The organism is Acinetobacter sp. 231_lipA (assembly GCF_058243005.1).
Map to the genome: position 1 here is coordinate 182,403 of NZ_JBZAYU010000001.1, position 22,025 is coordinate 204,427.

A 22,025-nucleotide genomic window follows, 5' to 3' on the forward strand; every position below is an offset into this window, starting at 1 on the left:
TGAAAAACTATCGTTTATGCTTTCTATACGTTTTCGCCTTAATTTAGATTGCTTTAAAAAGAGACAAAAACAAAAATATATAAAAAAATCCCCTTTAAAAAAGCGTGAAATATCCCTATTAATAATTTATCAGTGAAAAAGGAATATCCTCGTGAAAAAAGTAGTGAAAGCAAAAAACCTCATTGCCTTTCGTATTTGGCTAGAGAAATTAGGTTATTCAGTTAAAACCTTAGCAGACAACCGTGGCTTTACTTTTAGCTTTAAAAAAGAATATGGACTGGTAACTTGCGACCTAGCAGGTAATAACTTGGCCATGCAGCTCGGTGAAGAATTCGAAGACCATTTGAAAGCCTAAAATTGCTCCATACTTACTTCGCGTGATGAATCAAAATTTAGCCCCTTAAAGGGTAATGCCAGTCAGTTAAGAAATTGACTGGCATTTTCTTGGATATTTTTGTGCTTTAATTTTCACTACTCGCGGACATTGCCTTTGCCTTTTTTCAGGTAATACAAATATTTTAGATTGTTCAAATAATTGTGCTAAATGTTTGGGTAGATTTCCTGCTGATTCTAAAGGTGTGTGCCTTAAGATATTGATAATACTCATAGATGCAATATGGAAACTGATCCTTAAAGGACTCACCTTTGCATGTTCAGCGATAAACCTCATCTGTCTTCTTAAGATATTATAAGCAATAAATACCCCCCACAATTCTTGATAGACCAAATCAGGTTGTTTGCTTCTTAAAATTCTTGCATCCTGTAAATCACTTTTAATTTCCCGATAACACATTTCTATTTCCCAACGCTGGATATAAAGCATTGCAAGGTCTTTGAATGGATAAACTTTAGAATCTGTTAATGATGTAATGTAACGTCTTATTTTTCCTGCATATTCAACTTCAATTAAACGTGCTTCCCAATAGTCACCCAATGACGGATTTATCTTTTTTGCTCTTGCTGAAACAGGCATTTTGATCTGAAAGTCATGGGCCGCATTATGATGAATCACTTCATAACGCAGGTTGTCCTTTGCTCGCATCAACCAATGACTCTCTTCTGCCTGAGATTGCCAACTTACTAAAAAATCAGCAGAGAAGTAAGCACGATCAAATAGGGTAATACTGCGAACTGGTGCTTTTAATTGACTGGCTAAGGTTAATTCACCTTGATCCATACTGCCAATTTGGGCATCAATCATTTCATGCGTATTGGTATTCACCAGGCAAGTCGCTCTGACTTGTGGGTAAGGGGCAGCTGCTGTTTTGCCTTTGGATGAACCAAAGTGCTTAAAGTTTTCTTCTGTATGAGGCATAGACCAAACAACACCATCTACAGCACAAACGCATAGACCGTGAAAGTTGCTATATTGTTGTTGTGAGTCTTTAAACCATGCCTGACTTAATGTCGAAAATAAAGCACTCATGGGCTCTAAGCCTAAGCGCTGTCTTGCTTGTACGGATGCACTCGGTACACAGTATTCTGCCGTACCGAAAACAAGTTGCAATTGTTGAACCACATACCAAATCGGTTGATTTCGAAATAGAGCAAGTCCGATCACCAGCCAAACAACATGTTCAGCAGGCAGTTTTCTTTTTCGAATTGATGCTTTACCTGTTTGGTTTAAGCAATCTTCAATCCAGTTTAAATCAATCAATTCACTGAATTGTGAAAGTGAAGGTAGGGTTTGTTTTAATGTTAAATCTAAATTCTGAGATAAATTCATAAAAAAAGAGCGTATTTACATACGCTCTTTTTACAGTATTTTAACTTTTTTTGCTTAACTGACTGGCATTACCTTAAAGGGGCTTTTTTTATATATGAATCATCTATTAAATTTTAGGCAATAAAAAAGCAAGGCTTAATACCTTGCTTCATTACTGATGGTGGGGACGGAGAGACTCGAACTCTCACACCTTGCGGCGCTGGAACCTAAATCCAGTGCGTCTACCAATTTCGCCACGTCCCCATCAGGGTGCTAACTTTGCGTTAGACTTTAAGTTGGCAGAGGATCAAGGATTCGAACCTTGACGAACGGTTTTGGAGACCGTCATGCTACCATTACACCAATCCTCTATTGCCTTATAAACCATCTTAATTCAAATGATTTATGGTGGGGACGGAGAGACTCGAACTCTCACACCTTGCGGCGCTGGAACCTAAATCCAGTGCGTCTACCAATTTCGCCACGTCCCCAATGGCTGTGTATATTATAGCGATAGACACTATATGACAAGCGCTTTTATAAGCAATCACCCGCTTTTCTGTCATAAAATCGGCAGTTGAATCTATTTTTATGCTCTATCTGTATAAAAAGGCTATTCAGTTCTTCACTAAATTTTAGGCAATAAAAAAGCAAGGCTTAATACCTTGCTTCATTACTGATGGTGGGGACGGAGAGACTCGAACTCTCACACCTTGCGGCGCTGGAACCTAAATCCAGTGCGTCTACCAATTTCGCCACGTCCCCATCAGGGTGCTAACTTTGCGTTAGACTTTAAGTTGGCAGAGGATCAAGGATTCGAACCTTGACGAACGGTTTTGGAGACCGTCATGCTACCATTACACCAATCCTCTATTGCCTTATAAACCATCTTAATTCAAATGATTTATGGTGGGGACGGAGAGACTCGAACTCTCACACCTTGCGGCGCTGGAACCTAAATCCAGTGCGTCTACCAATTTCGCCACGTCCCCAATGGCTGTGTATACTATAGGGATCATTTTCGCATGACAAGCAATTTTTAAGAAAAACACACTCATTTGATTAAATAAGAAACAAAAATCATATACTTGGCTTTTTCTCATTCAATTTCAGTCATTAAGCATCGTTTTGCAGCCATAATATTTTGCCATCTTTGGCTTTGTTGCTTAGCTAAAAGTCCCTGTAAAAGTGGACTAAAACCCTGAAAAGGTTCTGGAAGTGCTATATTCAAAGACTGACAGTGTAAATACGCCCAGTCTTGGTAGCTTGCTGCCTGCAAACGTTGATCAGTCAACCACTCAAGTAGAATGATCCCGAGTGCATATAGGTCTGTTTGTACGGTCTTTGCTTCACCATGAAATAATTCAGGTGCCATATAGCGCGGTGTCGCTGTTAAAGCCTTTTGACGCGCAGTTTCACCAATTCTTTGGCTCTGCTCAAAATCAATTAATTTACATGTAGAACCGTCTAACAAAAAATGCGAAGCTTTTAAATCAGCATGAATCCACCCCATCTGATGTAATTCTTCAACAGCATTCAGCATTTTAAAAATGATATGAATGATATGATCTCGACTTAACTGACGGGGGTTCGCCATAAGTAATGATGGAACATTTTTTAAGATGAGTGCGACTTTCACTTGCTCTGAGTGAAACTCAAAATTTTCAAGGATTTGCACTTCAGGCAAGAACTTCTGCAGTTGCAGCATCGCAAATGCATGTTGATAAAAACTAAGTTCAGCGTCAAAGCCGTTAATTAGCGCGGCATGCTCTGATAGCGACTGATACTTTAACCAATACCCCTGCCCTGCAACTTCAAAGCGATAAAGCCTTCGCCCCCAACCCAAACGCTGAGTCGGAGTATGAAGCGACAACGCAAGAGTTTTCAATTCTTGTCGATCAAACTGCCAAGAATTCGGATTCATTCATCTCTGCCGTATTTAATGCAGTTAAGACCTCTAAACAATGTTGAATGGTTTTCCCTACACGAGCATGTGTTTCAATCATTGAGATTTTTGGCCAAGTTGCACGTTCGCCTTCACGTTGTAAGAGTTTAAATAAGTGTGGTCTTGGATTTTGCAGCATATAACTATAATGACGCAGGCCATATTTACCCACAATGTTCACATCGCCATAATAACGCTGATCGACCACACCATAGCCATGATCCAGTAAACGGCGGATCGGTGGAATCATCCCCACACGCTCACGAGCAAAGTCCATCACCCCTTTACTAATCACTTTGCCTTGTCTGCGTACAATTCGTTCAGGCCAGCTCAACATATCTTTACGGAACCGTGCTTCATCCGACTGCATAAATGGCACCACATGCGGGTTCACTTGACTGGCAATGGTGTAGTTTAAATTATATAAACGCGCCATTTTTTCCTGCGGGAAATCACTACGCACGCTGCCATCAACCCAGCGAGTAGAAGACATATAGGGGGTATATAAGCCGTCATGTCGTTTACTGGTGAGCTTGACTGGCGGAAATAGAATCGGCACTGCACAAGACGCGAGCACCGCACTCCACACCAATAAGTCAGGTGAAGTAAAGGTATTCATAATGCGTGGATTTTGTGAGGCATCATAAGGCGCAACCGCAACATTGTTATACAAGCCTGACTGCTTAAATGCCTCTTCAAAGGTAACGTCACCCAAATTTGCAATTAAAAAGTTTTTTAAATGCTTTACATCCGCTAAGCCACCATTGCCCTTTAAGACCTCACGAAAACCACGAAACTGAAATGCGTCGTTGAAAAAGTTTTCACCATTTAAGATGCTCAGCATTTCTGCAGGCGTTGCTCGCCCCAGCATCGCTGTCATAATGGCACCTGCACTTGAACCAGACAGCACTTTCGGCATGAGGTCTTGCTCAAGCAAAGCCTTACACACACCTGTATGAAACAACCCTAATGTTGCCCCCCCTGAAAACATCATGGCTGGTTGCCCAAAAGCTTTTTGGCAGTGCTGAAAAAATTCAATTTTTTGCTGTTTATCTAAACACTGGCAATCCGTAGATGCTACAAATGCTAAACCTCGACTAACTTCTTCAATATAGTCTTCAATAATCTTTTTGGTGCCGACATAGGTTGCAGTAAACAGCATGGGATGAGCAATATTGGCAATATCGTAACTCAGACCTTCACGTAGCAGGTACATCAAATCGGTCATACGCTTTTGTTGGCGATAACGCTTCAACAGTCCCAAACGATGGGTAATCACTTCTGCATCAAAATAAGGTGAACAGTTGTCATACTTCCACTCTTGCGCCCCAGACTCTTCATCAATTCTAAGTGCAATACTTTTCCACTCAGTATAGTTGTCTGCCTGAGCCAATTGGTTTTTCAGTTTTTTGATTCGATAGGCTTGGTGCGGGTTGATTTCCCGTGTGAAATCTTTAAACAACATATTCATCCTCACCCACTTTTTTTGTTTTCCTAAAATTTCACTGACACGTTCAACCGTCAGTCTAACTGACTATGTGCAAATTATGTGAGCATTACAATTATCATTTCAACCCTAAAATTGGCAAATCTGCACCGCTTTAAGGGTTTGATGCGACTAAATCGGATGTTAAGATCGACGACAAGTGTAATTATAAGCTGATTAATCATGGCGACCATTGACCTACCGAACAATATCTTAGAAGCACTATCGACTGTACTCCAACAACTACAGCAAAGCCTACCAGAAGTTAAACAAGCACCTGATTTTTCAGCGATTGCCTTTAAATGGGAAAATGGCGAATTAAAAGCCATTCATCAGCTCAAACGAATCGAATTAAATGATTTAAAAGGCATTGAGCGTCAAAAAGAAAAAGTACTGCAAAATACAGAACAGTTTCTCAATGGTTTACCTGCCAATGACGTCCTGCTGACGGGCTCACGCGGTACAGGTAAATCCTCTATTGTGCGTGCTTTATTAACGGAATACGCAGAGCAAGGCTTAAGGCTGATTGAAATTGAACGTGATGATTTATCCGAACTGCCTGAAATTCAAAAGCTAATTGCAGAGCGCCCTGAAAAGTTTATTGTGTATTGTGATGACTTGGCTTTTAACGCCGAAGATGAAAACTATCGCAGTTTAAAAAGTGTGCTGGATGGGTCTTTGCAGTCAGGTTCAAGTAATTTTATTATTTATGCCACCAGTAACCGTCGTCATTTGCTGCCTGAGTTTATGCATGAAAACACGCCAGTAACTCGGGTCGACGTACCGCAGTACACTGAACTACATCCACAAGAAGCGATTGAAGAAAAAATTTCACTCTCCGATCGTTTTGGATTATGGCTGTCTTTTTATCCGATGGATCAAAACTTATATTTGGACATTGTGCAGCACTACTTAGCAAAAGCTCAAATCGCCATGGACGATATGGTACGAGCCGAAGCGCTTCGTTGGTGTCAGGCGCGTGGACAACGCTCTGGACGTGCCGCGTATCAATTTTCTAAACACTGGGTCGGTTCACAACAATTAAAGCAGCTTTAGGATAAAAATACTGATCGGCGCTTAAGCATCTATTTTATTTCAATTATTTTTATCTTTAATAGTTCAGTCTGATCAAAGAAATAACCCAAATTCCGCATTAGAATTTGGGTTATTTCTTTGAAAATTAGGGATAAATATCAGTTCAAATAGGTTTGATCTGATTATTGATATTTATCTAAGTTTGTTTCTGGCCCATCTTTAGTAAGCGTCCGCTGAACACACCTTATGAATTCGTCCTATAAGCCTTAATTTAGTCCTCACTTAAAAACAAGTGGGAACTTAAATTTATGACTACAAATAACCAGACATCCATCGCATCTCTTACGATAAAACGAAGAACATATAGTGCTGAATTTAAACAGCAGATCGTTCAGGCGTGTAAAGCATCGGAGGTTTCAATTGCTTCGGTCGCTTTGCAACATGGATTGAATACAAATCTTGTATCCAAATGGATTCGCTTAATTGATGCTAAGCCAGGGAATGATCGCTCACTACTACCGAATAAACCTGCATTTATTGCCTTATCTTGCTCCGCACCATTAGATCCTATCCCTACTGGCATGTTAACGGTTCAAACTCTGTACACGACAAATTTCACAGAACCCTTATCCTATCAGGATTCTGCCTTCTTAAAATTGCCAAAATTTCCTTAAACTCTTCTTTTTTCCCAAAACCAATTAAACGCTGAATCGCCATTTGAACATAGTCTAAACCATAGCGAAATAAACTCATTGAGAGTCGTCCATGCTTCTTTATTTTTATCGCTTTTTTTTGATCATGTTGCCATTCACCCGTTAAGTAACACCAACAGAAGCTTATAGCTAACACCGCAATCAATTTTTTCACTCGTCTAGGGTCTGTCAAGCGCGTATTTTCAAGATTAAACCCGCGTCCTTTGAGACAACTGAATAAGGTTTCAATTTCCCAGCGTAATGCATAATCCTGAATAGCATTGGCATTAAACTGAGGAGAAACGACGAGTAAAAGCTCTCCATTTTCTAACTGTAGTGCACTTATATATAGTTTCACCCGACCAACCAAAATCCGTCGTTTACGACATTCAATTTGACCAACTTTAAGATGGCGAAATAAATCACTAATTTTATGATTCTTTCCTAAATGATTGGTGACAATGAAGTTTTTTTAACACGAATGCAGAAGTTGATGTCTTGTTCAATTAACCATGTAAACCACTGCTCACCGATAAACTCTCTGTCTGCGAACACATTCACAATACGGTCTTTACCAAAAATGGCTATAAAGCGTTGAATCAAAGCAATGCGCTCTTTCGTATCTGAATTTCCACGTTTATTAAGCAATGTCCAAAGGATAGGTATCGCTATTCCACGATAAACGATTGCGAGCATCAGGATATTAATATTTCGTTTTCCCCATTTCCAATTGGTTCTATCTAAAGTCAGTTGCACTTGGTCGAATGAAAACATATTGAAAATCAACTGAGAAATTTGACGATAATCAAAATACTGACCTGCAAAGAAGCGCTGCATACGTCGATAAAATGATTGTGGTAAGCACTTGATGGGCAAGGCTTTAGATGCAGAAGAAAGATTACATGTTTGCTTTAAAATAATCACAAGCATGATGAGCGCAAAGCACTTTAAATGTGACTTGTTCCATTTTAGAGATTTGTTTAAGATAAGATATAACTCATTGAGATGTGTCATAGTATTCGTCGTTAGAAAACAATTATTATGACATTATTTCAATGAGTTATCTATTTTTGTCGTGTACAGAGCGGTTCAAATTACTTTACCCCACTCAAAAGCAGAAATTGGCTTGAAATGGCAAGTATCAGAAATATCTGCTTTAGCAGAATTACTCAAGGCACTTACAACATGATCCGTATCGATGAAATCTGGTTGTCTACTCAGCCCATGGACATGCGTGCAGGTATGGATACGGCCATGGCTCAGGTGGTGAGAGCCTTTGGCTACATCAAACCGCATTGTGCTTACCTGTTCTGTAATAAACGTGGCCATCGCATGAAAGTGCTGGTACATGATGGACTGGGCATCTGGCTGTGTGCCCGGCGGTTGGAACAGGGAAAATTTCACTGGGCTAAAGTTCACCAGGGTGAAAGTGTAGCCCTCAGCCCAGAACAGTTACAGGCACTGATCCAGGGTTTGCCTTGGCAGCGCATTGGACGACAGCAGGTGGTGACGATGCTCTAAACTAGCTTGGTCCATTCTGCTATTCTCCAAACGTTCTATTTCCTCTGCGTCATGACCTCAGGCATACTGCGGTCATGAATACGCTGCCTGATTTAAGCCAACTGACCCATGAACAACTGCTGGAATTTACCCGGCAGTTGGCAATGCAGCATCAGTCTTTGGCACAATCAAATCAAGAATTAGAAAAATCAAACCAGCAATTGGATGCCAAAGTTCAACATCTTTCCATTCTCACGCAAAAATACGAGCATGAGCTCGCACTATTTAAACAGCACAAATTTGGCAGTAAAAACGAACATCTCACCGCAAAACAAATCCATCTGTGGGATGAAGCGGTCGAAGAAGATATTGCCGCTGTTGATCTGGAACTGGAACGGCTGAATGCAGATAAAACTGATGCAGCGACACACAAAGCCACAGTCAACAAACCTAAACGTCGACTGCTGCCCGATCATCTACACACCATCCGTATCGAGCATGAACCAACATCAACCCAATGTGCTTGTGGCTGCACCTTGCGTCGTATCGGCGAAGATATCAGTGAAAAACTACATTTCAGACCGGCACAGTTCTATAAGGAACAGCATGTGCGTGGCAAATGGGTCTGTGATCAGTGTGACACACTGACTCAGCAAGCGATGCCCGCCTATGTGATTGATAAAGGCATTGCCAGTCCTGAACTGCTTAGCCATGTGTTGGTCTCGAAATACGCAGATCATTTACCGCTGTACCGTCAACGTCTGATCTATCAGCGGGCGGGAATCGAGCTTTCTAGATCAACTTTATCTGACTGGATAGGTCGCTGCGGTGTAGAACTGGAACCTCTGGCCAATGCTTTAAAAGAGGTGGTGCTGCAACAGCGGGTGATCCATGCCGATGAAACGCCGGTCACCATCATGCGGATGAGTGATGATGAGAAAAAACCGAAGAAAGGTTATGTCTGGGCCTATGCAACAACCCAATATAATCCAATTCAAGCCGTGATTTATGACTTTCAGGATAGTCGTTCAGGCCAGCATGCTGAAGCGTTCCTGAAAGACTGGCAGGGCCATCTGGTCTGTGATGATTACAGTGGTTATAAAGCACGCTTTAAATCAGGCCAAGTCATTGAGGTGGGCTGCATGGCGCATGCTCGTCGTAAATTCCATGAACTGCATGTGACCAAGAAAAGTCAGGTCGCTGAACAGGCCTTAGTGCTGATTCAGAAACTGTATGCCATAGAAGCAGAACTCAGGAGAAAGACCGATGGTACAGCAGAACAGCGCCGCGAATACCGACAACAGCATAGTCAACCGGTGATGCAACAACTGTATGAATGGCTCAACCAGCATCAACTGACGGTGCCATCGAGTTCTCCAACCGCCAAGGCCATCAATTACACTCTGAAGCGTTGGCCAGCTTTAAGCCGCTATCTGGATGATGGCAATCTACCGATTTGCAATAATTGGGTGGAAGTGCGACACGAAGTCGCTTAATGAAGTTGTTCCCCCCTGCGGGAACCACCCGTGTCACCGGGTGAATCTAGAAGGCTGAATAAAGAGCGCCTTCGACAATGTAACGAGGCACCGCAAGGTGCGGGGTATCAATCGTGAGAGGCGTACCCTTCTGGCAGCCATAGCCGGACAAGGGCTAGATAATCGGTATGGTGAACACATGTGAATCTGCGTAACGATCGTTAAGTTGAACGAGCGGAAATGGCTGATACGCTCGAACCAAAACGGTAATGGAGGTGGGAATTGCGTCTTTCGACTACGCATTCGTGACCCATACGCCTCCCGGTCGATAGCAGGCACCTAAGCCGATGTACTTCAGTAAGCGGAACGTGGAAATCCCGTATTACTCCCATTGGGAAAGCAGTTTGCAAAAACTGCCCATGGTGATGCGGGCGAAGGAACGAGGAAAAAGCGAATGCCAGTCTGTAATGGGTTGGATAGAGGTTGAAACATTACCCCACGCGAAAGCGGGCTGACGTCCTTATGGTCTCTCATCACAAGAGAGTGTGTAGAACCCTTTTAATGGAGGGAGAGCAAATGAATGCAGCAGTATCAGCGTGTGCACCTTCCAGCACATCGTGGGACAGCATCGATTGGATTGCTGTACAGCGTCATGTCAGAGGGCTGCAAGCGCGTATTGTGAAGGCGGTACAAGACGGCAGGCATAACAAGGCGAAAGCTTTGCAATGGCTGCTGACTCACTCGTTTAGTGGCAAAGCATTGGCCGTCAAACGAGTGTCTGAAAACAAAGGCAAAAACACGGCTGGGGTCGACAAGGTGACTTGGAATACACCCAAGGCCAAGACCGGTGCGATGATGTCGTTGAAGAGGCGAGGTTACACGCCCCTTCCGCTTCGGAGAGTCCTTATTCCGAAGAAAAATGGCAAGATGAGACCTCTCGGGATACCCACGATGAAATGCCGGGCCATGCAGGCGCTCCATCTGCTGGCTTTGGAACCCATCGCGGAGACCATCGCTGATCGGAACTCTTATGGGTTCAGACCGCAACGCTCAACCGCGGATGCTGCAGCACAGTGCTTTGGTGTGCTGTCAAGAAAAGTAAGTGCGGAGTGGGTGCTAGAGGGTGACATTCAAGGCTGTTTCGACAATATCAGCCATGACTGGATGATCGCCAACCTCCCAATGGACAAGGTGATTCTACGGAAATGGCTCAAAGCCGGTTACGTCTACCAAAGCAAGCTGTTTCCCAGTCTTTCCGGAACACCGCAAGGAGGTATTATCTCCCCGGTGCTGGCCAACATGACCTTGGACGGACTGGAAACGATGCTGGCGAAGAGGTTCTCTAACGCCAAATGGACAGGCAAAAAGCTGCAACTGGTACGGTATGCGGATGATTTCATCATCACGGGGTATTCTAAAGAGTGGCTCGAAAATGAAGTTCGTCCTGCCGTGGTTGAATTTCTGGCGCAGCGCGGTCTCGTGCTCTCTCAGGAAAAGACCAAAATCACGCACATAGGGAACGGGTTCGATTTTCTTGGCTGGAACGTACGTAAGTACAACGGCAAGCTACTGATCAAGCCGTCAAAGGCAAACATCAGCGCTCATCTTGACAAGCTGCGAGCATTAATCAATGCAAACAAAGCGACACGACAGGCCACTTTGATCGGTTTGCTCAACCCGATTCTAAGGGGTTGGGCCAACTATCACAGTCATGTCGTTGCCAAGAAGGTTTTCAACCAGGTAGACAACGCAGTGTGGGAAATGCTCTGGCGATGGGCTGTACGTCGCCACCCTCGCAAGACACTCCGATGGGTCAAAGATCGGTATTTCAAAGTACAAGGAGCGCGTCGATGGGTGTTCTCATGTGATGAACAGTCCGCCGATGGTCGGAAGCGACAATACACATTAGTGTCTGCCTCGGACACGCCAATTGTGCGACATATCAAGATCAAGGCTGCTGCTAACCCTCATGACCCCGCATGGGATGAGTACTTCGAATCCCGATGGGGTAAAAGAATGCTGGTCTCCGCAAAGGGGCGAGCCAAGCTGTATCGGGTGTGGCTAAAACAAGGTGGTCGCTGCTGCGCCTGTCTTAAACCAGTCACCAAAGATACACCATGGCACAGCCGTCATATTGTGAAGCTAAGTCATGGTGGAACGGATGCAGTTGCTAATCTTGAGATTTACCATCTGTATTGTCCGAGGAGTGTTCAGTTTGCCAATGTCAACGATGTATAACCGGGTGCCGAATGGCGCCTTAGCAGAGGCTTGAGCCGTGTGCTGGGAAACTCGCATGCACGGTTCTTAGGGGGTTGGACGTAGGTAACTGCGTCTGACTACCCGACAACCAGGTGCGGCCTTGGGCGTTGGGACGTAAGAACTGGTTATTTGCAGGTTCGCTGCGTAGTGGTCAGCGAGCGGCAAACATCATGACTTTAATCCAGTCAGCAAAGCTGAATGGGTTGGATCCGTATGCCTATTTAAGTGATGTGCTGAAAAGATTGCCGACCCATAAAGTGACCCAAATAGAAGAATTGCTACCACACCGCTGGAAATCCAACTCAAATTAAAAAATAGACATGGGGTTCAGCGGACGCTTACCATCTTTAACCACAGCTTGTGCTTTTGCATAACTCTCCATTAAGCATTTATATTCTGGGCAGACATGATCTGAAAGAATTTCAGCAAAACGGTAGCCTTCTGGACAGTTCCAAGTACGCATTAACTCGGCCACGATTGCAAAAGTATCGGTTGGAATTGCGCCCGCTTGGGTCACACGAGCAATTGATGTATCTGTAGCTAATTTACTCCAGTTGCCTGATGCATCCACAACACAATAAACGTTATAACCTTCTTTACGAGCGCTTACAGCAGGGAAAGTCATACATACACTGGTCAGCGTTCCAGCAATAATCAGTGTCTTCCTACCCGTTTTTTTAACTTCATCTACAAATAAGGGATTGTCCCAAGTATTAATTTGTCCAGTCCGTGGTACATAAACTGCGTGCGGAGCAAAGTGGTGAATTTCAGGGATTAGAGGACCATTTGGGCCGTCAGGTACAGAAGCCGTGGTAATTACAGGTATATTTAATAAAGTTGCTGCTTTTGCAATTGCAATCACATAATTGCGTAAGTCGGGTACAGGTACATCGCGTACGGTATTAAAAAGTCCACTTTGATGATCAATCAGTAGAATTATCGAATCATCAGGGTCTAGCATTCCATTAGTAGCCGCCATGGGTAACACCTCTAAAATTTTCTTCTAATTATGTACTTCCATTGTTGTAATGAAAGTTCCTAAGACAGACCGTCATAGCTTTGAGATTTATACGACCAAGATATTTTTAATGAAATCTATATCTGCCTTTCATATAAACTAAAGAATATCCTTAAGCTCAGGAAGCTAAATCATATTACGTGTTGTAATTGGCCTTCGTGGCTTTGAGTTTTATCCTCGTATAGAAATAAAAATTTAATTAAATTCAGAAATACTCAAAGTCTTAATCTCTTGAGATCAATCAAAAACTACGCTAGGCATACTTATCCCCAATTTCTATGGATAAACCTATGGGTAAATACTTTTAACTTGATGCTAAGCTACATTTAAGTAAGTCAAAAATATTTTTAAAGTCTAAGCAGAGCATTTTTAACAGCCCTTTGGTAAGACCTAAATGTAAAAAAGCCCAACATTTAGTCGGGCTTTAAACTGATCAAATGAAAGTCTTAGACTTCACTGGGATTGGTCAACTCAGTCATTGGCCAGCGTGGTGTTGTCGTTACAGCCAAACCGTCATGCTGCCCTACTTTTAAGCGCTGATAACCAGCAAAAGCAATCATGGCACCATTGTCTGTACAAAGTGCAGGTTCGGCATAGTAAACCTGAGCACGAATCTTGGTTAAATCTGCTTCCAAACGCTCACGTAAACGTTTATTTGCACTGACACCACCTGCAATCACTAAACGTTTCAAACCTGTTTGCTTCAACGCTTTCACAGATTTTTTAACTAAGGTATCCACGATGGCTTCTTGGAAACTCGCTGCAATATCCGCATCACGGTTTTCGTCACCGAGTTTTTTCATTTGCACAGATACGGCTGTTTTTAAACCACTAAATGAAAACTCCAAACCTTGATGCAGCATTGGACGTGGGAAAGCAAAGGCATTCGGATCACCTTGCTCAGCCAGTTTTGAAATATTTGGGCCACCTGGATACGGTAATCCCATCATTTTCGCAACCTTATCAAAGGCCTCACCTGCAGCATCATCAATTGATTCACCCAACAATTCATACTGCCCAATACCATAGGCAGCCATCAGTTGAGAATGTCCACCTGAGACCAAAAGTGCTACAAAAGGAAATTCTGGCGGCATTTCAGATAAAAGTGGTGCCAACATATGCCCTTCCATATGATGCACACCAATTGCAGGTTTATTTAAAGCAAAGGCCAAAGTTCGACCAAACAGCGCACCTGTCATCAGCGCGCCCATCAAACCTGGGCCACGCGTATATGCCACGGCATCAATTTCAGATTTTTTTACACCACTTTCTTCAAGCAGTTGATTCATCAATGGAATCAGCTTACGCACATGGTCCCGCGATGCCAACTCTGGTACCACACCACCATACTCTGCATGCAGTTTAATTTGGCTGTACAGCACTTGCCCACGCAAACCCGACTCGCTGTCATAAAGGGCAAGTCCTGTTTCATCACAAGATGTTTCTAAGCCTAAAACGATCATTAAACTGCCTATAACCTGTATCAAATCTATTGCGTGAACCATTATAGACTTGTGGTATGAGATGTAAATGAGTAAAATACTGACCTTCACTTGTGATCAGGGCAATGTCGCCCAGATCTTATCCATAACTTAATGAGGATTCTTCATGCCACAAGTTAAATTGAAAGAAGGCGAACCAGTAGACGTAGCTATCCGTCGTTTCAAACGTTCATGCGAAAAAGCGGGCGTTTTAGCTGACGTTCGTAAGCGCGAATTCTACGAGAAACCAACTCAAGAACGTAAGCGCAAAAAAGCTGCTGCTGTTAAACGCTACCAAAAGAAATTGGCGCGTGAATCAGTACGTACTACTCGCCTTTACTAAGATTAATTTGTGATTGACTGCCTGGACTAAATAATGACTACTTTAAAAAGCCAAATAACTGAAGTTTTGAAAGCCACTATGCGTGCTAAAGAAATGGATAAGTTAACGGTAATTCGTGGTCTACAGGCGGCAATTAAGCAAATCGAAGTCGATGAGCGCAAAGAACTTGACGACGCTCAAGTTCTTGCGGTCATTGAAAAACAAATTAAACAACGTAAAGAATCGATCAAAGCCTTTGAAGGCGCTGGTCGAGAAGATTTAGCTAGTAAGGAACAAGCCGAACTTGAGGTTTTATCTCAATTTCTACCAGAAGCTATGACTGAGGAAGAACTTGATTCCATGATTGCGCAAACGATTGCAGCGCAAGAAGCTACTAGCATGAAAGATATGGGTAAGGTGATGAATTCTCTGCGTCCGCTCATAGCCGGGCGCGCCGATCCTTCTCAAGTTTCAGCAAAAATTAAAGCAAAACTGGCTTAATTTAAAAATTTTCAAATCGATTACGTTGAACTGACCTTAAAAAGGCAGTTCAAAGTTCTACTCTATATAAAAATTATCTCTGTACACGACAAATTTCACAGAACCCTTATCCTATCAGGATTCTGCCTTCTTAAAATTGCCAAAATCTCCTTAAACTCTTCTTTTTTCCCAAAACCAATTAAACGCTGAATCGCCATTTGAACATAGTCTAAACCATAGCGAAATAAACTCATTGAGAGTCGTCCATGCTTCTTTATTTTTATCGCTTTTTTTTGATCATGTTGCCATTCACCCGTTAAGTAACACCAACAGAAGCTTATAGCTAACACCGCAATCAATTTTTTCACTCGTCTAGGGTCTGTCAAGCGCGTATTTTCAAGATTAAACCCGCGTCCTTTGAGACAACTGAATAAGGTTTCAATTTCCCAGCGTAATGCATAATCCTCAATAGCATTGGCATTAAACTGAGGAGAAACGACGAGTAAAAGCTCTCCATTTTCTAACTGTAGTGCACTTATATATAGTTTCACCCGACCAACCAAAATCCGTCGTTTACGACATTCAATTTGACCAACTTTAAGATGGCGAAATAAATCACTAATTTTATGATTCTTTCCTAAATGATTGGTGACAATGAAGTTTTTTTAACACGAATGCAGAAGTTGATGTCTTGTTCAATTAACCATGTAAACCACTGCTCACCGATAAACTCTCTGTCTGCGAACACATTCACAATACGGTCTTTACCAAAAATGGCTATAAAGCGTTGAATCAAAGCAATGCGCTCTTTCGTATCTGAATTTCCACGTTTATTAAGTAATGTCCAAACGATAGGTATCGCTATTCCACGATAAACGATCGCAAGCATCAGGATATTAATATTTCGTTTTCCCCATTTCCAATTGGTTCTATCTAAAGTCAGTTGCACTTTGTCGAATGAAAACATATTGAAAATCAACTGAGAAATTTGACGATAATCAAAATACTGACCTGCAAAGAAGCGCTGCATACGTCGATAAAATGATTGTGGTAAGCACTTGATGGGCAAGGCTTTAGATGCAGAAGAAAGATTACATGTTTGCTTTAAAATAATCACAAGCATGATGAGCGCAAAGCACTTTAAATGTGACTTGTTCCATTTTAGAGATTTGTTTAAGATAAGATATAACTCATTGAGATGTGTCATAGTATTCGTCGTTAGAAAACAATTATTATGACATTATTTCAATGAGTTATCTATTTTTGTCGTGTACAGAGAAAAATTATTATTCTTTTTTTTATTTTATCTATTCATTCTCAGCTTTAAAACAGCTCCTGACTCATCTCTGTTTTACCTCTCTATTTGCAATACCACTTTTCTAAGCTCTAAATTGTCGATCCTTTTGCATTTGGGTTAAACGCGTTTTAATGGTCGCTGACATTGATTCATTATCTTTCGCTAAACGCTGAGCATGCAATAAAGATTTAATCGCTTCTTCTTCAAAACCCGACCAGAACTGCACTTCAGCCCGATAACGCAAAACATTAATGGTATGGATTGGCGACTTTTTATCCAAACTCGCTGCTTGCTGCATCAGTCTCCACGCATTCACATCACGCGGATTATTTTTCAAAAACCGATTGAGTACAGGCTGCGCAAGCTCAGGTCGATTCTGACGAATGTAAACTTCAGCCAATTTATAATTTAAAGCCCGATTTTCAGGCATGATACTCGCAGGTGATTGAATCACTGTTAGAGCCTCATTCACTCGATTTTGTCCAAGCAAAATATCAGTTTGGATCAAGGTTTGTAAATTATGTAATTTCTGATGTGACTTGGCTTGATCTAACACTTGTTGAGCAAGTTTATAGTCACCTTGTTTGAGATAAAAACTAGCCAAAGCCAGTTGGGCTGCATAACTATTACGACTCACCAGCATCTGCAATTGCTGTTCTGTCGCCTGATTCGAGATCACCACGGTATACAGCTTCAAGATTTCAAAGTCTTCATCACGCCAAGTAGATTTCACTTTAGGCAACTGATTCGCTCTAAGCCTTGCCTCACTCATTCGCTCAGTCGTGAGTGGGTGTGTAAACCAAAAGTCAGGTAAAAAACTCACTCGACTGGTTGCACGGTGCATCACTTCAAAAAAATCAGCCATACTTTGTGGGTTATAACCAGCGCTATACATGTACTGCATTCCTATACGGTCAGCTTCACGCTCTTGGTTACGACTATAAGACAACTGCTTGTCCATGAGTGCGGCTTGCGTACCAACCATGACTGCAGAACCGACATCACCATCGGCTTGAGATGCAACCAAAGCACCAACCAAAATCCCTGCCAGCGCGAGTAATCCCTGCCCCTTAAACGCCTCTTGCGAACGACTGTAGTGGCGCTGTGTGACGTGCGCAATTTCGTGCGCCATTACGCCGGCAACTTCATCCATATTATTGGCATTGGTAATCAAGCCTGCATTTAAGGCAAACAAACCACCCGGAACTGCAAAGGCATTAATTTGCGGGTCATTAATGACCACCAGACCTATGGGTTGACCAAGCTGGGTTTGACTCAAAATGCTTGAAAAAGCATTCATCAGTTGATCTTCTAGCCACGGATTTTGCGTAACAGGTAGCTGACGCTGTACTTCACGATAAACTTTTTCACCAATATAGCGCTCGTTATATTGATCAATAAAACCTATACCCGAACCAATCTCAGGCACATTAAACTGTGGTGCATTCGTAAGAAATTGACCTTCTGCAAAACCAACAGTCGAAATAAGACTTAAACTGCACGCACACAGAAAACGCTTCAACCCTCACCCCGACTTTATTTAAAGGAATCGAATGACTATAACATTGATAATTGAATGAAAATGCAATGAAGTGTTATCAATTCTTTATCTAAATTCAGGATTCACCACATATTGAGGTTGACCACCTTCCAATGCTTTCACCAAGTTTTGGTAAGCCAACTCTGACATTTTTTTACGTGTTACAGACGTTGCAGAACCAATATGCGGCAGCGTTACCACATTATGCAGCTGGAACAGTGCTGAATCTTGCAAGGGTTCTTTTTCATAAACATCCAACCCAGCTGCAAAAATTTGCTTTTGCTCCAAGGCCTGAATGAGTGCCTGCTCATCTACTACGGCACCACGCGAAATATTTACAAAGACGGCATGAGATTGCATTTTCTTAAATGCTTCTGCATCAATCAAATGCTGCGTATTCGCGTTTAGATCAACCGCCACAACAATGAAGTCCGATTGCTCCAACAGCTCATCTAATTCGTAAAAACGTGCATTTAATGGCTGAGCCAATTCTAATTTTTCTCGGCGCCCGTGATACAAAATATTCATATTAAAACCATGAAAACCACGTCGCGCAATTGCCGCACCAATATTTCCTAAGCCAATAATACCCAATGTTTGACCAAAAATTTCCTGACCAAATTGTGCCTGCCCGACAGTACGCGACCACTGACCAGTTTTGGTCCATTGATCCAAATAAGGCACTTGACGCGCCGCACTCATCAACAACGTAAAGGCCAAATCGGCAGTGGTTTCAGTTAGCACATGAGGGGTGTGGCTGAGCCAAATTTTTGCTTGGTTTAAGTAGTTCAGATCATAATTGTCATAGCCAACACTAACACTAGATATAATTTTGAGCTGTTTCGCAGTTTTTAGGTTGTTTTGATTCAGTAAACGCCCTGCACCAATCATGGCATCCGCATTCGCAACTTGCTCACGGATTTGCGTATTTACATCACCTGCTTTCGGGTTGATGACCACCACGTGATAACGCTGCTCTAAGCACTGTAATACTTCTGCATCTATTTGACTAAAAACAACGACTTTCTGTTTCATACCTATTCCATATTTTGTTGTTTTGCTCGCATCATGTGCCACAGGGCTTTTTTAAGTAATGGCTGATCAAGCATTTCTTGTAAGCTTGCTGATTGTGTGACTTTTATACTATTAGCATTTGGTATAAAGCCCAATGCAATAACAGTTTTACCCTGACTTACACCATCAATGAAACCTTGAATATAACTCTGAACACCGCGCCCATCTTGTAAGTTCAACAAAGGAAAAGGCCAATTCAGCGCATACTTTTGCGCTGGTAAGGCTTGCACAATATTTTGCCACAGCTGTTGCTGCTCCAAGCTCAATTGTGTCGCTTCAATGACCAAGGCACAGTGCTCCAAGGCAATAGCTTGCAACTGAAAAGCCTCAACATGGATGGCCTCTCGGACAATTTCTTCTTTTAATGCTGTAACAACTTCTTGTTCAATCGGCTGCGTTGCAATTTCAGCAGGAGGCGCTTGATGTGGAAGCTTATTCTGTACAAGTGGATGTTCAGAAATGCTTTTGGCTTCGGGCTGAGATTGAGGTCGCACAATTTCAGAAATAATCTCAGTCGTGCTTTGATCTCGCCAAATCGATGTGGTTGCATTTTGTTGAGACGGCAAAAAAGCAGGAACCCACAAATCAATTCCTAAACTCGCCAAAACCTCACGCTGATGCCCGATCATCTTTTACCTTCACACTTCATTCAGTGCATATTCTATCGAGAAATGCTTAGAGATGCTGTTCTTTTCACACTTTATTCGCATAGACAGTATGCAAACATCGAGAGCATGCTAAAGACAAAATTCACCACTCAATTAAACAATCATCAAGCGATTCTTCTTTTGCATTTGTTCAACGATCTCTTCACTGTCAAAACCGAGACGCCAATAAAGCAACTCCAAAACATCCTGCTCATCTTGAGTAATAATGCGGTCATTCCATAGACAAATTTCAGCCACCCCCAAAATACTCAAACGATCCCGCAGCAGTAGCCCCGCCATATCATTTAAAATTTCAGCTAAATCAATCGGCTCATCTGAAATTTCCGCATACTGCTCCAACTCTTGCACAGTTAAAACTCGGCGTAAAATTTTCTCTCGTACCTCCAGCTGTGTTTCACTATTGATTTGTTGAACATGTAACAAAGCATCAATTAAACGCACAATCTGTGGTTTAACTTCATCTAGGGCCGCAGGTGTATGTACAGGCAACAGATTCAGCTCAAACTTAACCCGTTCGAGCAACAGCGCATCCAACAGTCCAATTTCACCATCTTCCTGAATAATTCTCGCCAACTTTAATAAAAACTGGCGTGCAATTGTTGCTGGCATACCACCAATATTTCGGCATGCCTCATGGAAAATTGAAATATGAACACGACCATCTAGGTTTAACAATGAATCAACAATGGCACGACTCACTTCAGCCTCAGCAGGAATAAACTCACGGAATTGGCGAATCATTAAAATCGCGACCATCAGCTCGCGTGAACCTGTTGCGGTCTGTAAAGCACGCTGAATTAGCTCTGGACGTTCAATATGCGCACGTACTTCAGGGTTAAGCGGTTTAATCGCATCTTTAATGGCAAAACTAATCGGAGACAGTCTTAATAAGGGCAAAGGCTGCGGTGAAGTCCAAGGGGCTTGAAAATCCGCGTACTGCTCTTCTAAGGAACGAAACAAGCCAAATAGCGGACGGTTGCGCAGTTTTTCTAGGTTTTCTAACTGTATGTCTTGAACCAAATTCGGATTCATTTCATAAATACGTTCTTCAATACTTGGATGAATATTCATCCAACTTTGCGCACTTAATGAGTTGGCAAAACACATGTGTGCAATCGACTCAGAATATTCACTGTGAATTTGCGAACCTGCGTGATGCACATAGATTCGCATCAAGGTTTGAATATTGGCATCATTTTGCATCAGACGACGTGTTTTCATATCATTTTTTAAAGTACGCCCCCCCAACGTCAGAAACTTAATACAGCGGGTAACCAGCACCCCCAAACTACCAATCAACCAGATCACACCACCTGTTGCGACAAAAGTAGTTTCAAAACTTTGCGACTTTTTATGATGAGTTGAAAATCCCAATTTAGCAATTTTACTGCCCCACTGACTAAAGGTGGTGAGGGCACTATATAAAATTTTTAGCCGTGTATTTTCAGCGGTCTCACCAGATAAAATTTGATTAAACTCATGATTCAATAACCCCGTCAGCTCAAGTTCATCGAGGTTTTGCAGTGCGCCCCACGTTAAAATAATCGCAATATCTTTGGGATAAAAACCAGCGGTTAAGGCATTTACCCCCACCTCATCGGGCAAAACATAGACAGCAGGTGTTGCAATTAAAAAAGTATCCGCTAGTTTTTCTGTAATTTTCAGTGCAATACTTTCTTCAGGTGTACTTTCAATCAAACTTAGACGTCGTGCACGCAGTTGCTTGGCCAGACTATGTCCACCTGAACGAAACACATACAGCTCATACACCACGGAATAACTCATCACCAAGAACAATAAACCAATGATATAAATACTCAAGCTATGCCAAAAAATGCTTTGACTCGAATCAAAATAAAAAACCAGCAGTCCAGTAACAGTATTTAAAATAAATAGCGACAAAAGTACCGCTAGCAAACAGATACTGGCAGACCACAACATGTTTTTATTCTTTATGATTGAATAACTTACACCCTTCAATGTAAATCCCTTTTCTTACATTGTTTGAATCAAACCATCATAAATGAAAAAAGCGGGAAACTCCCGCT

The 22,025-nt window shown here is 42.2% G+C and carries 18 protein-coding genes, 6 tRNA genes and 3 pseudogenes; 10 read left to right on the forward strand and 17 right to left on the reverse strand.

Annotated elements, in window-relative coordinates; translation table 11 throughout:
* Positions 1-151: 151 nt before the first annotated feature.
* Entirely contained in the window at positions 152-355 is a 204-nt protein-coding gene (locus AC4CUX_RS00930) for a hypothetical protein (RefSeq protein ID WP_004696295.1), read from the forward strand.
* Between the two features lie 66 nt (positions 356-421).
* On the opposite strand, the gene AC4CUX_RS00935 is transcribed toward AC4CUX_RS00930, so the two are convergent.
* The 9 genes from AC4CUX_RS00935 to AC4CUX_RS00975 form a co-directional block, all read right to left on the reverse strand.
* A complete protein-coding gene (locus AC4CUX_RS00935) occupies positions 422-1,726 on the reverse strand; it encodes an IS4 family transposase (RefSeq protein WP_168525014.1) in 1,305 nt (434 codons plus the stop codon).
* A gap of 158 nt (positions 1,727-1,884) precedes the next feature.
* A tRNA-Leu gene (locus AC4CUX_RS00940) sits at positions 1,885-1,969 on the reverse strand.
* A 33-nt stretch (positions 1,970-2,002) separates the two neighbouring features.
* Positions 2,003-2,076 (reverse strand) — tRNA-Trp (locus AC4CUX_RS00945).
* Positions 2,077-2,111: 35 nt separating this feature from the next.
* Positions 2,112-2,196: transfer RNA gene (locus AC4CUX_RS00950), tRNA-Leu, on the reverse strand.
* Between the two features lie 189 nt (positions 2,197-2,385).
* Positions 2,386-2,470: transfer RNA gene (locus AC4CUX_RS00955), tRNA-Leu, on the reverse strand.
* A gap of 33 nt (positions 2,471-2,503) precedes the next feature.
* Positions 2,504-2,577, reverse strand: a tRNA-Trp gene (locus tag AC4CUX_RS00960).
* Between the two features lie 35 nt (positions 2,578-2,612).
* A tRNA-Leu gene (locus AC4CUX_RS00965) sits at positions 2,613-2,697 on the reverse strand.
* Between the two features lie 107 nt (positions 2,698-2,804).
* On the reverse strand, positions 2,805-3,629 hold the full coding sequence (locus tag AC4CUX_RS00970; protein WP_201951840.1) for a serine/threonine-protein kinase: 825 nt from the start codon (positions 3,627-3,629) through the stop codon (positions 2,805-2,807).
* Positions 3,604-5,115 (reverse strand): DUF3336 domain-containing protein, encoded by a 1,512-nt coding sequence (locus tag AC4CUX_RS00975; RefSeq protein ID WP_201951843.1) that lies wholly within the window; start codon positions 5,113-5,115, stop codon positions 3,604-3,606. Before AC4CUX_RS00975 ends, AC4CUX_RS00970 begins: the two co-directional genes overlap by 26 nt.
* A gap of 204 nt (positions 5,116-5,319) precedes the next feature.
* Here AC4CUX_RS00975 and AC4CUX_RS00980 point away from each other — a divergent pair, with 204 nt between their 5' ends.
* Entirely contained in the window at positions 5,320-6,192 is an 873-nt protein-coding gene (locus AC4CUX_RS00980; RefSeq protein WP_010327089.1) for an ATP-binding protein, read from the forward strand.
* Between the two features lie 287 nt (positions 6,193-6,479).
* Positions 6,480-6,845 (forward strand): transposase, encoded by a 366-nt coding sequence (locus AC4CUX_RS00985; protein WP_490792114.1) that lies wholly within the window; start codon positions 6,480-6,482, stop codon positions 6,843-6,845.
* Here the strand turns inward: AC4CUX_RS00985 and AC4CUX_RS00990 are convergent.
* Positions 6,787-7,877, reverse strand: a protein-coding gene (locus AC4CUX_RS00990) for an IS4-like element ISAba1 family transposase (protein ID WP_085947913.1) whose coding sequence is annotated in 2 segments (ribosomal slippage) — positions 6,787-7,337 and positions 7,337-7,877 — 1,092 coding nt in all. Because the reading frame shifts where the segments join, the coding sequence is not laid out codon by codon here. The two genes, AC4CUX_RS00985 and AC4CUX_RS00990, sit on opposite strands and share 59 nt — an antisense overlap.
* A 73-nt stretch (positions 7,878-7,950) precedes the next feature.
* Between AC4CUX_RS00990 and AC4CUX_RS00995 the strand changes: the two are divergent.
* The 5 genes and pseudogenes from AC4CUX_RS00995 to AC4CUX_RS01015 form a co-directional block, all read left to right on the forward strand.
* Positions 7,951-8,052, forward strand: a pseudogene (locus tag AC4CUX_RS00995) (IS66-like element accessory protein TnpA); the annotation flags it as partial.
* Entirely contained in the window at positions 8,049-8,384 is a 336-nt protein-coding gene (gene tnpB, locus AC4CUX_RS01000; RefSeq protein ID WP_004642106.1) for an IS66 family insertion sequence element accessory protein TnpB, read from the forward strand. The pseudogene AC4CUX_RS00995 and the gene tnpB, both read left to right, overlap by 4 nt.
* A 74-nt stretch (positions 8,385-8,458) precedes the next feature.
* Positions 8,459-9,838 (forward strand): annotated as a pseudogene (gene tnpC / locus AC4CUX_RS01005) (IS66 family transposase); the annotation flags it as partial.
* Positions 9,839-10,414: 576 nt separating this feature from the next.
* Positions 10,415-12,076 carry a group II intron reverse transcriptase/maturase gene (ltrA, locus tag AC4CUX_RS01010; protein ID WP_005167203.1) on the forward strand — a complete coding sequence of 554 codons (1,662 nt, stop codon included), beginning with the start codon at positions 10,415-10,417 and terminating at the stop codon, positions 12,074-12,076.
* A gap of 104 nt (positions 12,077-12,180) precedes the next feature.
* A pseudogene (locus AC4CUX_RS01015) lies at positions 12,181-12,408 on the forward strand (transposase domain-containing protein); the annotation flags it as partial.
* On the opposite strand, the gene AC4CUX_RS01020 reads toward AC4CUX_RS01015, so the two are convergent.
* Positions 12,405-13,076 carry an isochorismatase family protein gene (locus tag AC4CUX_RS01020; protein WP_201951846.1) on the reverse strand — a complete coding sequence of 224 codons (672 nt, stop codon included), beginning with the start codon at positions 13,074-13,076 and terminating at the stop codon, positions 12,405-12,407. The pseudogene AC4CUX_RS01015 and the gene AC4CUX_RS01020 overlap by 4 nt on opposite strands.
* 485 nt (positions 13,077-13,561) lie before the next feature.
* The gene (gene tsaD, locus AC4CUX_RS01025; RefSeq protein WP_176537941.1) at positions 13,562-14,578 is read right to left on the reverse strand and encodes a tRNA (adenosine(37)-N6)-threonylcarbamoyltransferase complex transferase subunit TsaD; all 1,017 of its coding nucleotides are present in this window, start codon (positions 14,576-14,578) and stop codon (positions 13,562-13,564) included.
* A gap of 145 nt (positions 14,579-14,723) precedes the next feature.
* Between tsaD and rpsU the strand changes: the two genes are divergently transcribed.
* Both rpsU and AC4CUX_RS01035 read left to right on the forward strand, forming a co-directional pair.
* Complete coding sequence (gene rpsU / locus AC4CUX_RS01030; protein ID WP_001136722.1) at positions 14,724-14,939, forward strand: 30S ribosomal protein S21; 216 nt, start codon at positions 14,724-14,726, stop codon at positions 14,937-14,939.
* A gap of 33 nt (positions 14,940-14,972) precedes the next feature.
* Positions 14,973-15,419, forward strand: a complete 447-nt coding sequence (locus AC4CUX_RS01035) for a GatB/YqeY domain-containing protein (RefSeq protein ID WP_004982206.1) — start codon at positions 14,973-14,975, stop codon at positions 15,417-15,419.
* A 95-nt stretch (positions 15,420-15,514) separates the two neighbouring features.
* On the opposite strand, the gene AC4CUX_RS01040 is transcribed toward AC4CUX_RS01035, so the two are convergent.
* The 5 genes from AC4CUX_RS01040 to AC4CUX_RS01060 form a co-directional block, all read right to left on the reverse strand.
* A protein-coding gene (locus AC4CUX_RS01040) for an IS4-like element ISAba1 family transposase (RefSeq protein ID WP_490792115.1) occupies positions 15,515-16,605 on the reverse strand; the annotation gives its coding sequence in 2 pieces (ribosomal slippage) (positions 15,515-16,065 and positions 16,065-16,605; 1,092 coding nt in all).
* A gap of 172 nt (positions 16,606-16,777) precedes the next feature.
* The gene (locus tag AC4CUX_RS01045; protein ID WP_201951849.1) at positions 16,778-18,217 is read right to left on the reverse strand and encodes a M48 family metalloprotease; all 1,440 of its coding nucleotides are present in this window, start codon (positions 18,215-18,217) and stop codon (positions 16,778-16,780) included.
* 84 nt (positions 18,218-18,301) lie between these two features.
* On the reverse strand, positions 18,302-19,270 hold the full coding sequence (locus AC4CUX_RS01050; RefSeq protein ID WP_201951852.1) for a 2-hydroxyacid dehydrogenase: 969 nt from the start codon (positions 19,268-19,270) through the stop codon (positions 18,302-18,304).
* 2 nt (positions 19,271-19,272) lie between these two features.
* Positions 19,273-19,938: a hypothetical protein gene (locus AC4CUX_RS01055; protein ID WP_201951855.1), complete on the reverse strand. Its 666-nt coding sequence runs from the start codon at positions 19,936-19,938 to the stop codon at positions 19,273-19,275.
* 132 nt (positions 19,939-20,070) lie between these two features.
* Positions 20,071-21,957, reverse strand: a complete 1,887-nt coding sequence (locus AC4CUX_RS01060) for a M48 family metalloprotease (protein WP_201951858.1) — start codon at positions 21,955-21,957, stop codon at positions 20,071-20,073.
* Positions 21,958-22,025 lie beyond the last annotated feature (68 nt).

Bases quoted from the DNA above. Each gene is read 5' to 3' on its own strand.
- AC4CUX_RS00935 (WP_168525014.1), bottom strand. From the start codon at position 1,726: ATGAATTTATCTCAGAATTTAGATTTAACATTAAAACAAACCCTACCT.
- AC4CUX_RS00970 (WP_201951840.1), bottom strand. From the start codon at position 3,629: ATGAATCCGAATTCTTGGCAGTTTGATCGACAAGAATTGAAAACTCTT.
- AC4CUX_RS00975 (WP_201951843.1), bottom strand. From the start codon at position 5,115: ATGTTGTTTAAAGATTTCACACGGGAAATCAACCCGCACCAAGCCTAT.
- AC4CUX_RS00980 (WP_010327089.1), top strand. From the start codon at position 5,320: ATGGCGACCATTGACCTACCGAACAATATCTTAGAAGCACTATCGACT.
- AC4CUX_RS00985 (WP_490792114.1), top strand. From the start codon at position 6,480: ATGACTACAAATAACCAGACATCCATCGCATCTCTTACGATAAAACGA.
- tnpB (WP_004642106.1), top strand. From the start codon at position 8,049: ATGATCCGTATCGATGAAATCTGGTTGTCTACTCAGCCCATGGACATG.
- ltrA (WP_005167203.1), top strand. From the start codon at position 10,415: ATGAATGCAGCAGTATCAGCGTGTGCACCTTCCAGCACATCGTGGGAC.
- AC4CUX_RS01020 (WP_201951846.1), bottom strand. From the start codon at position 13,076: ATGGCGGCTACTAATGGAATGCTAGACCCTGATGATTCGATAATTCTA.
- tsaD (WP_176537941.1), bottom strand. From the start codon at position 14,578: ATGATCGTTTTAGGCTTAGAAACATCTTGTGATGAAACAGGACTTGCC.
- rpsU (WP_001136722.1), top strand. From the start codon at position 14,724: ATGCCACAAGTTAAATTGAAAGAAGGCGAACCAGTAGACGTAGCTATC.
- AC4CUX_RS01035 (WP_004982206.1), top strand. From the start codon at position 14,973: ATGACTACTTTAAAAAGCCAAATAACTGAAGTTTTGAAAGCCACTATG.
- AC4CUX_RS01050 (WP_201951852.1), bottom strand. From the start codon at position 19,270: ATGAAACAGAAAGTCGTTGTTTTTAGTCAAATAGATGCAGAAGTATTA.
- AC4CUX_RS01055 (WP_201951855.1), bottom strand. From the start codon at position 19,938: ATGATCGGGCATCAGCGTGAGGTTTTGGCGAGTTTAGGAATTGATTTG.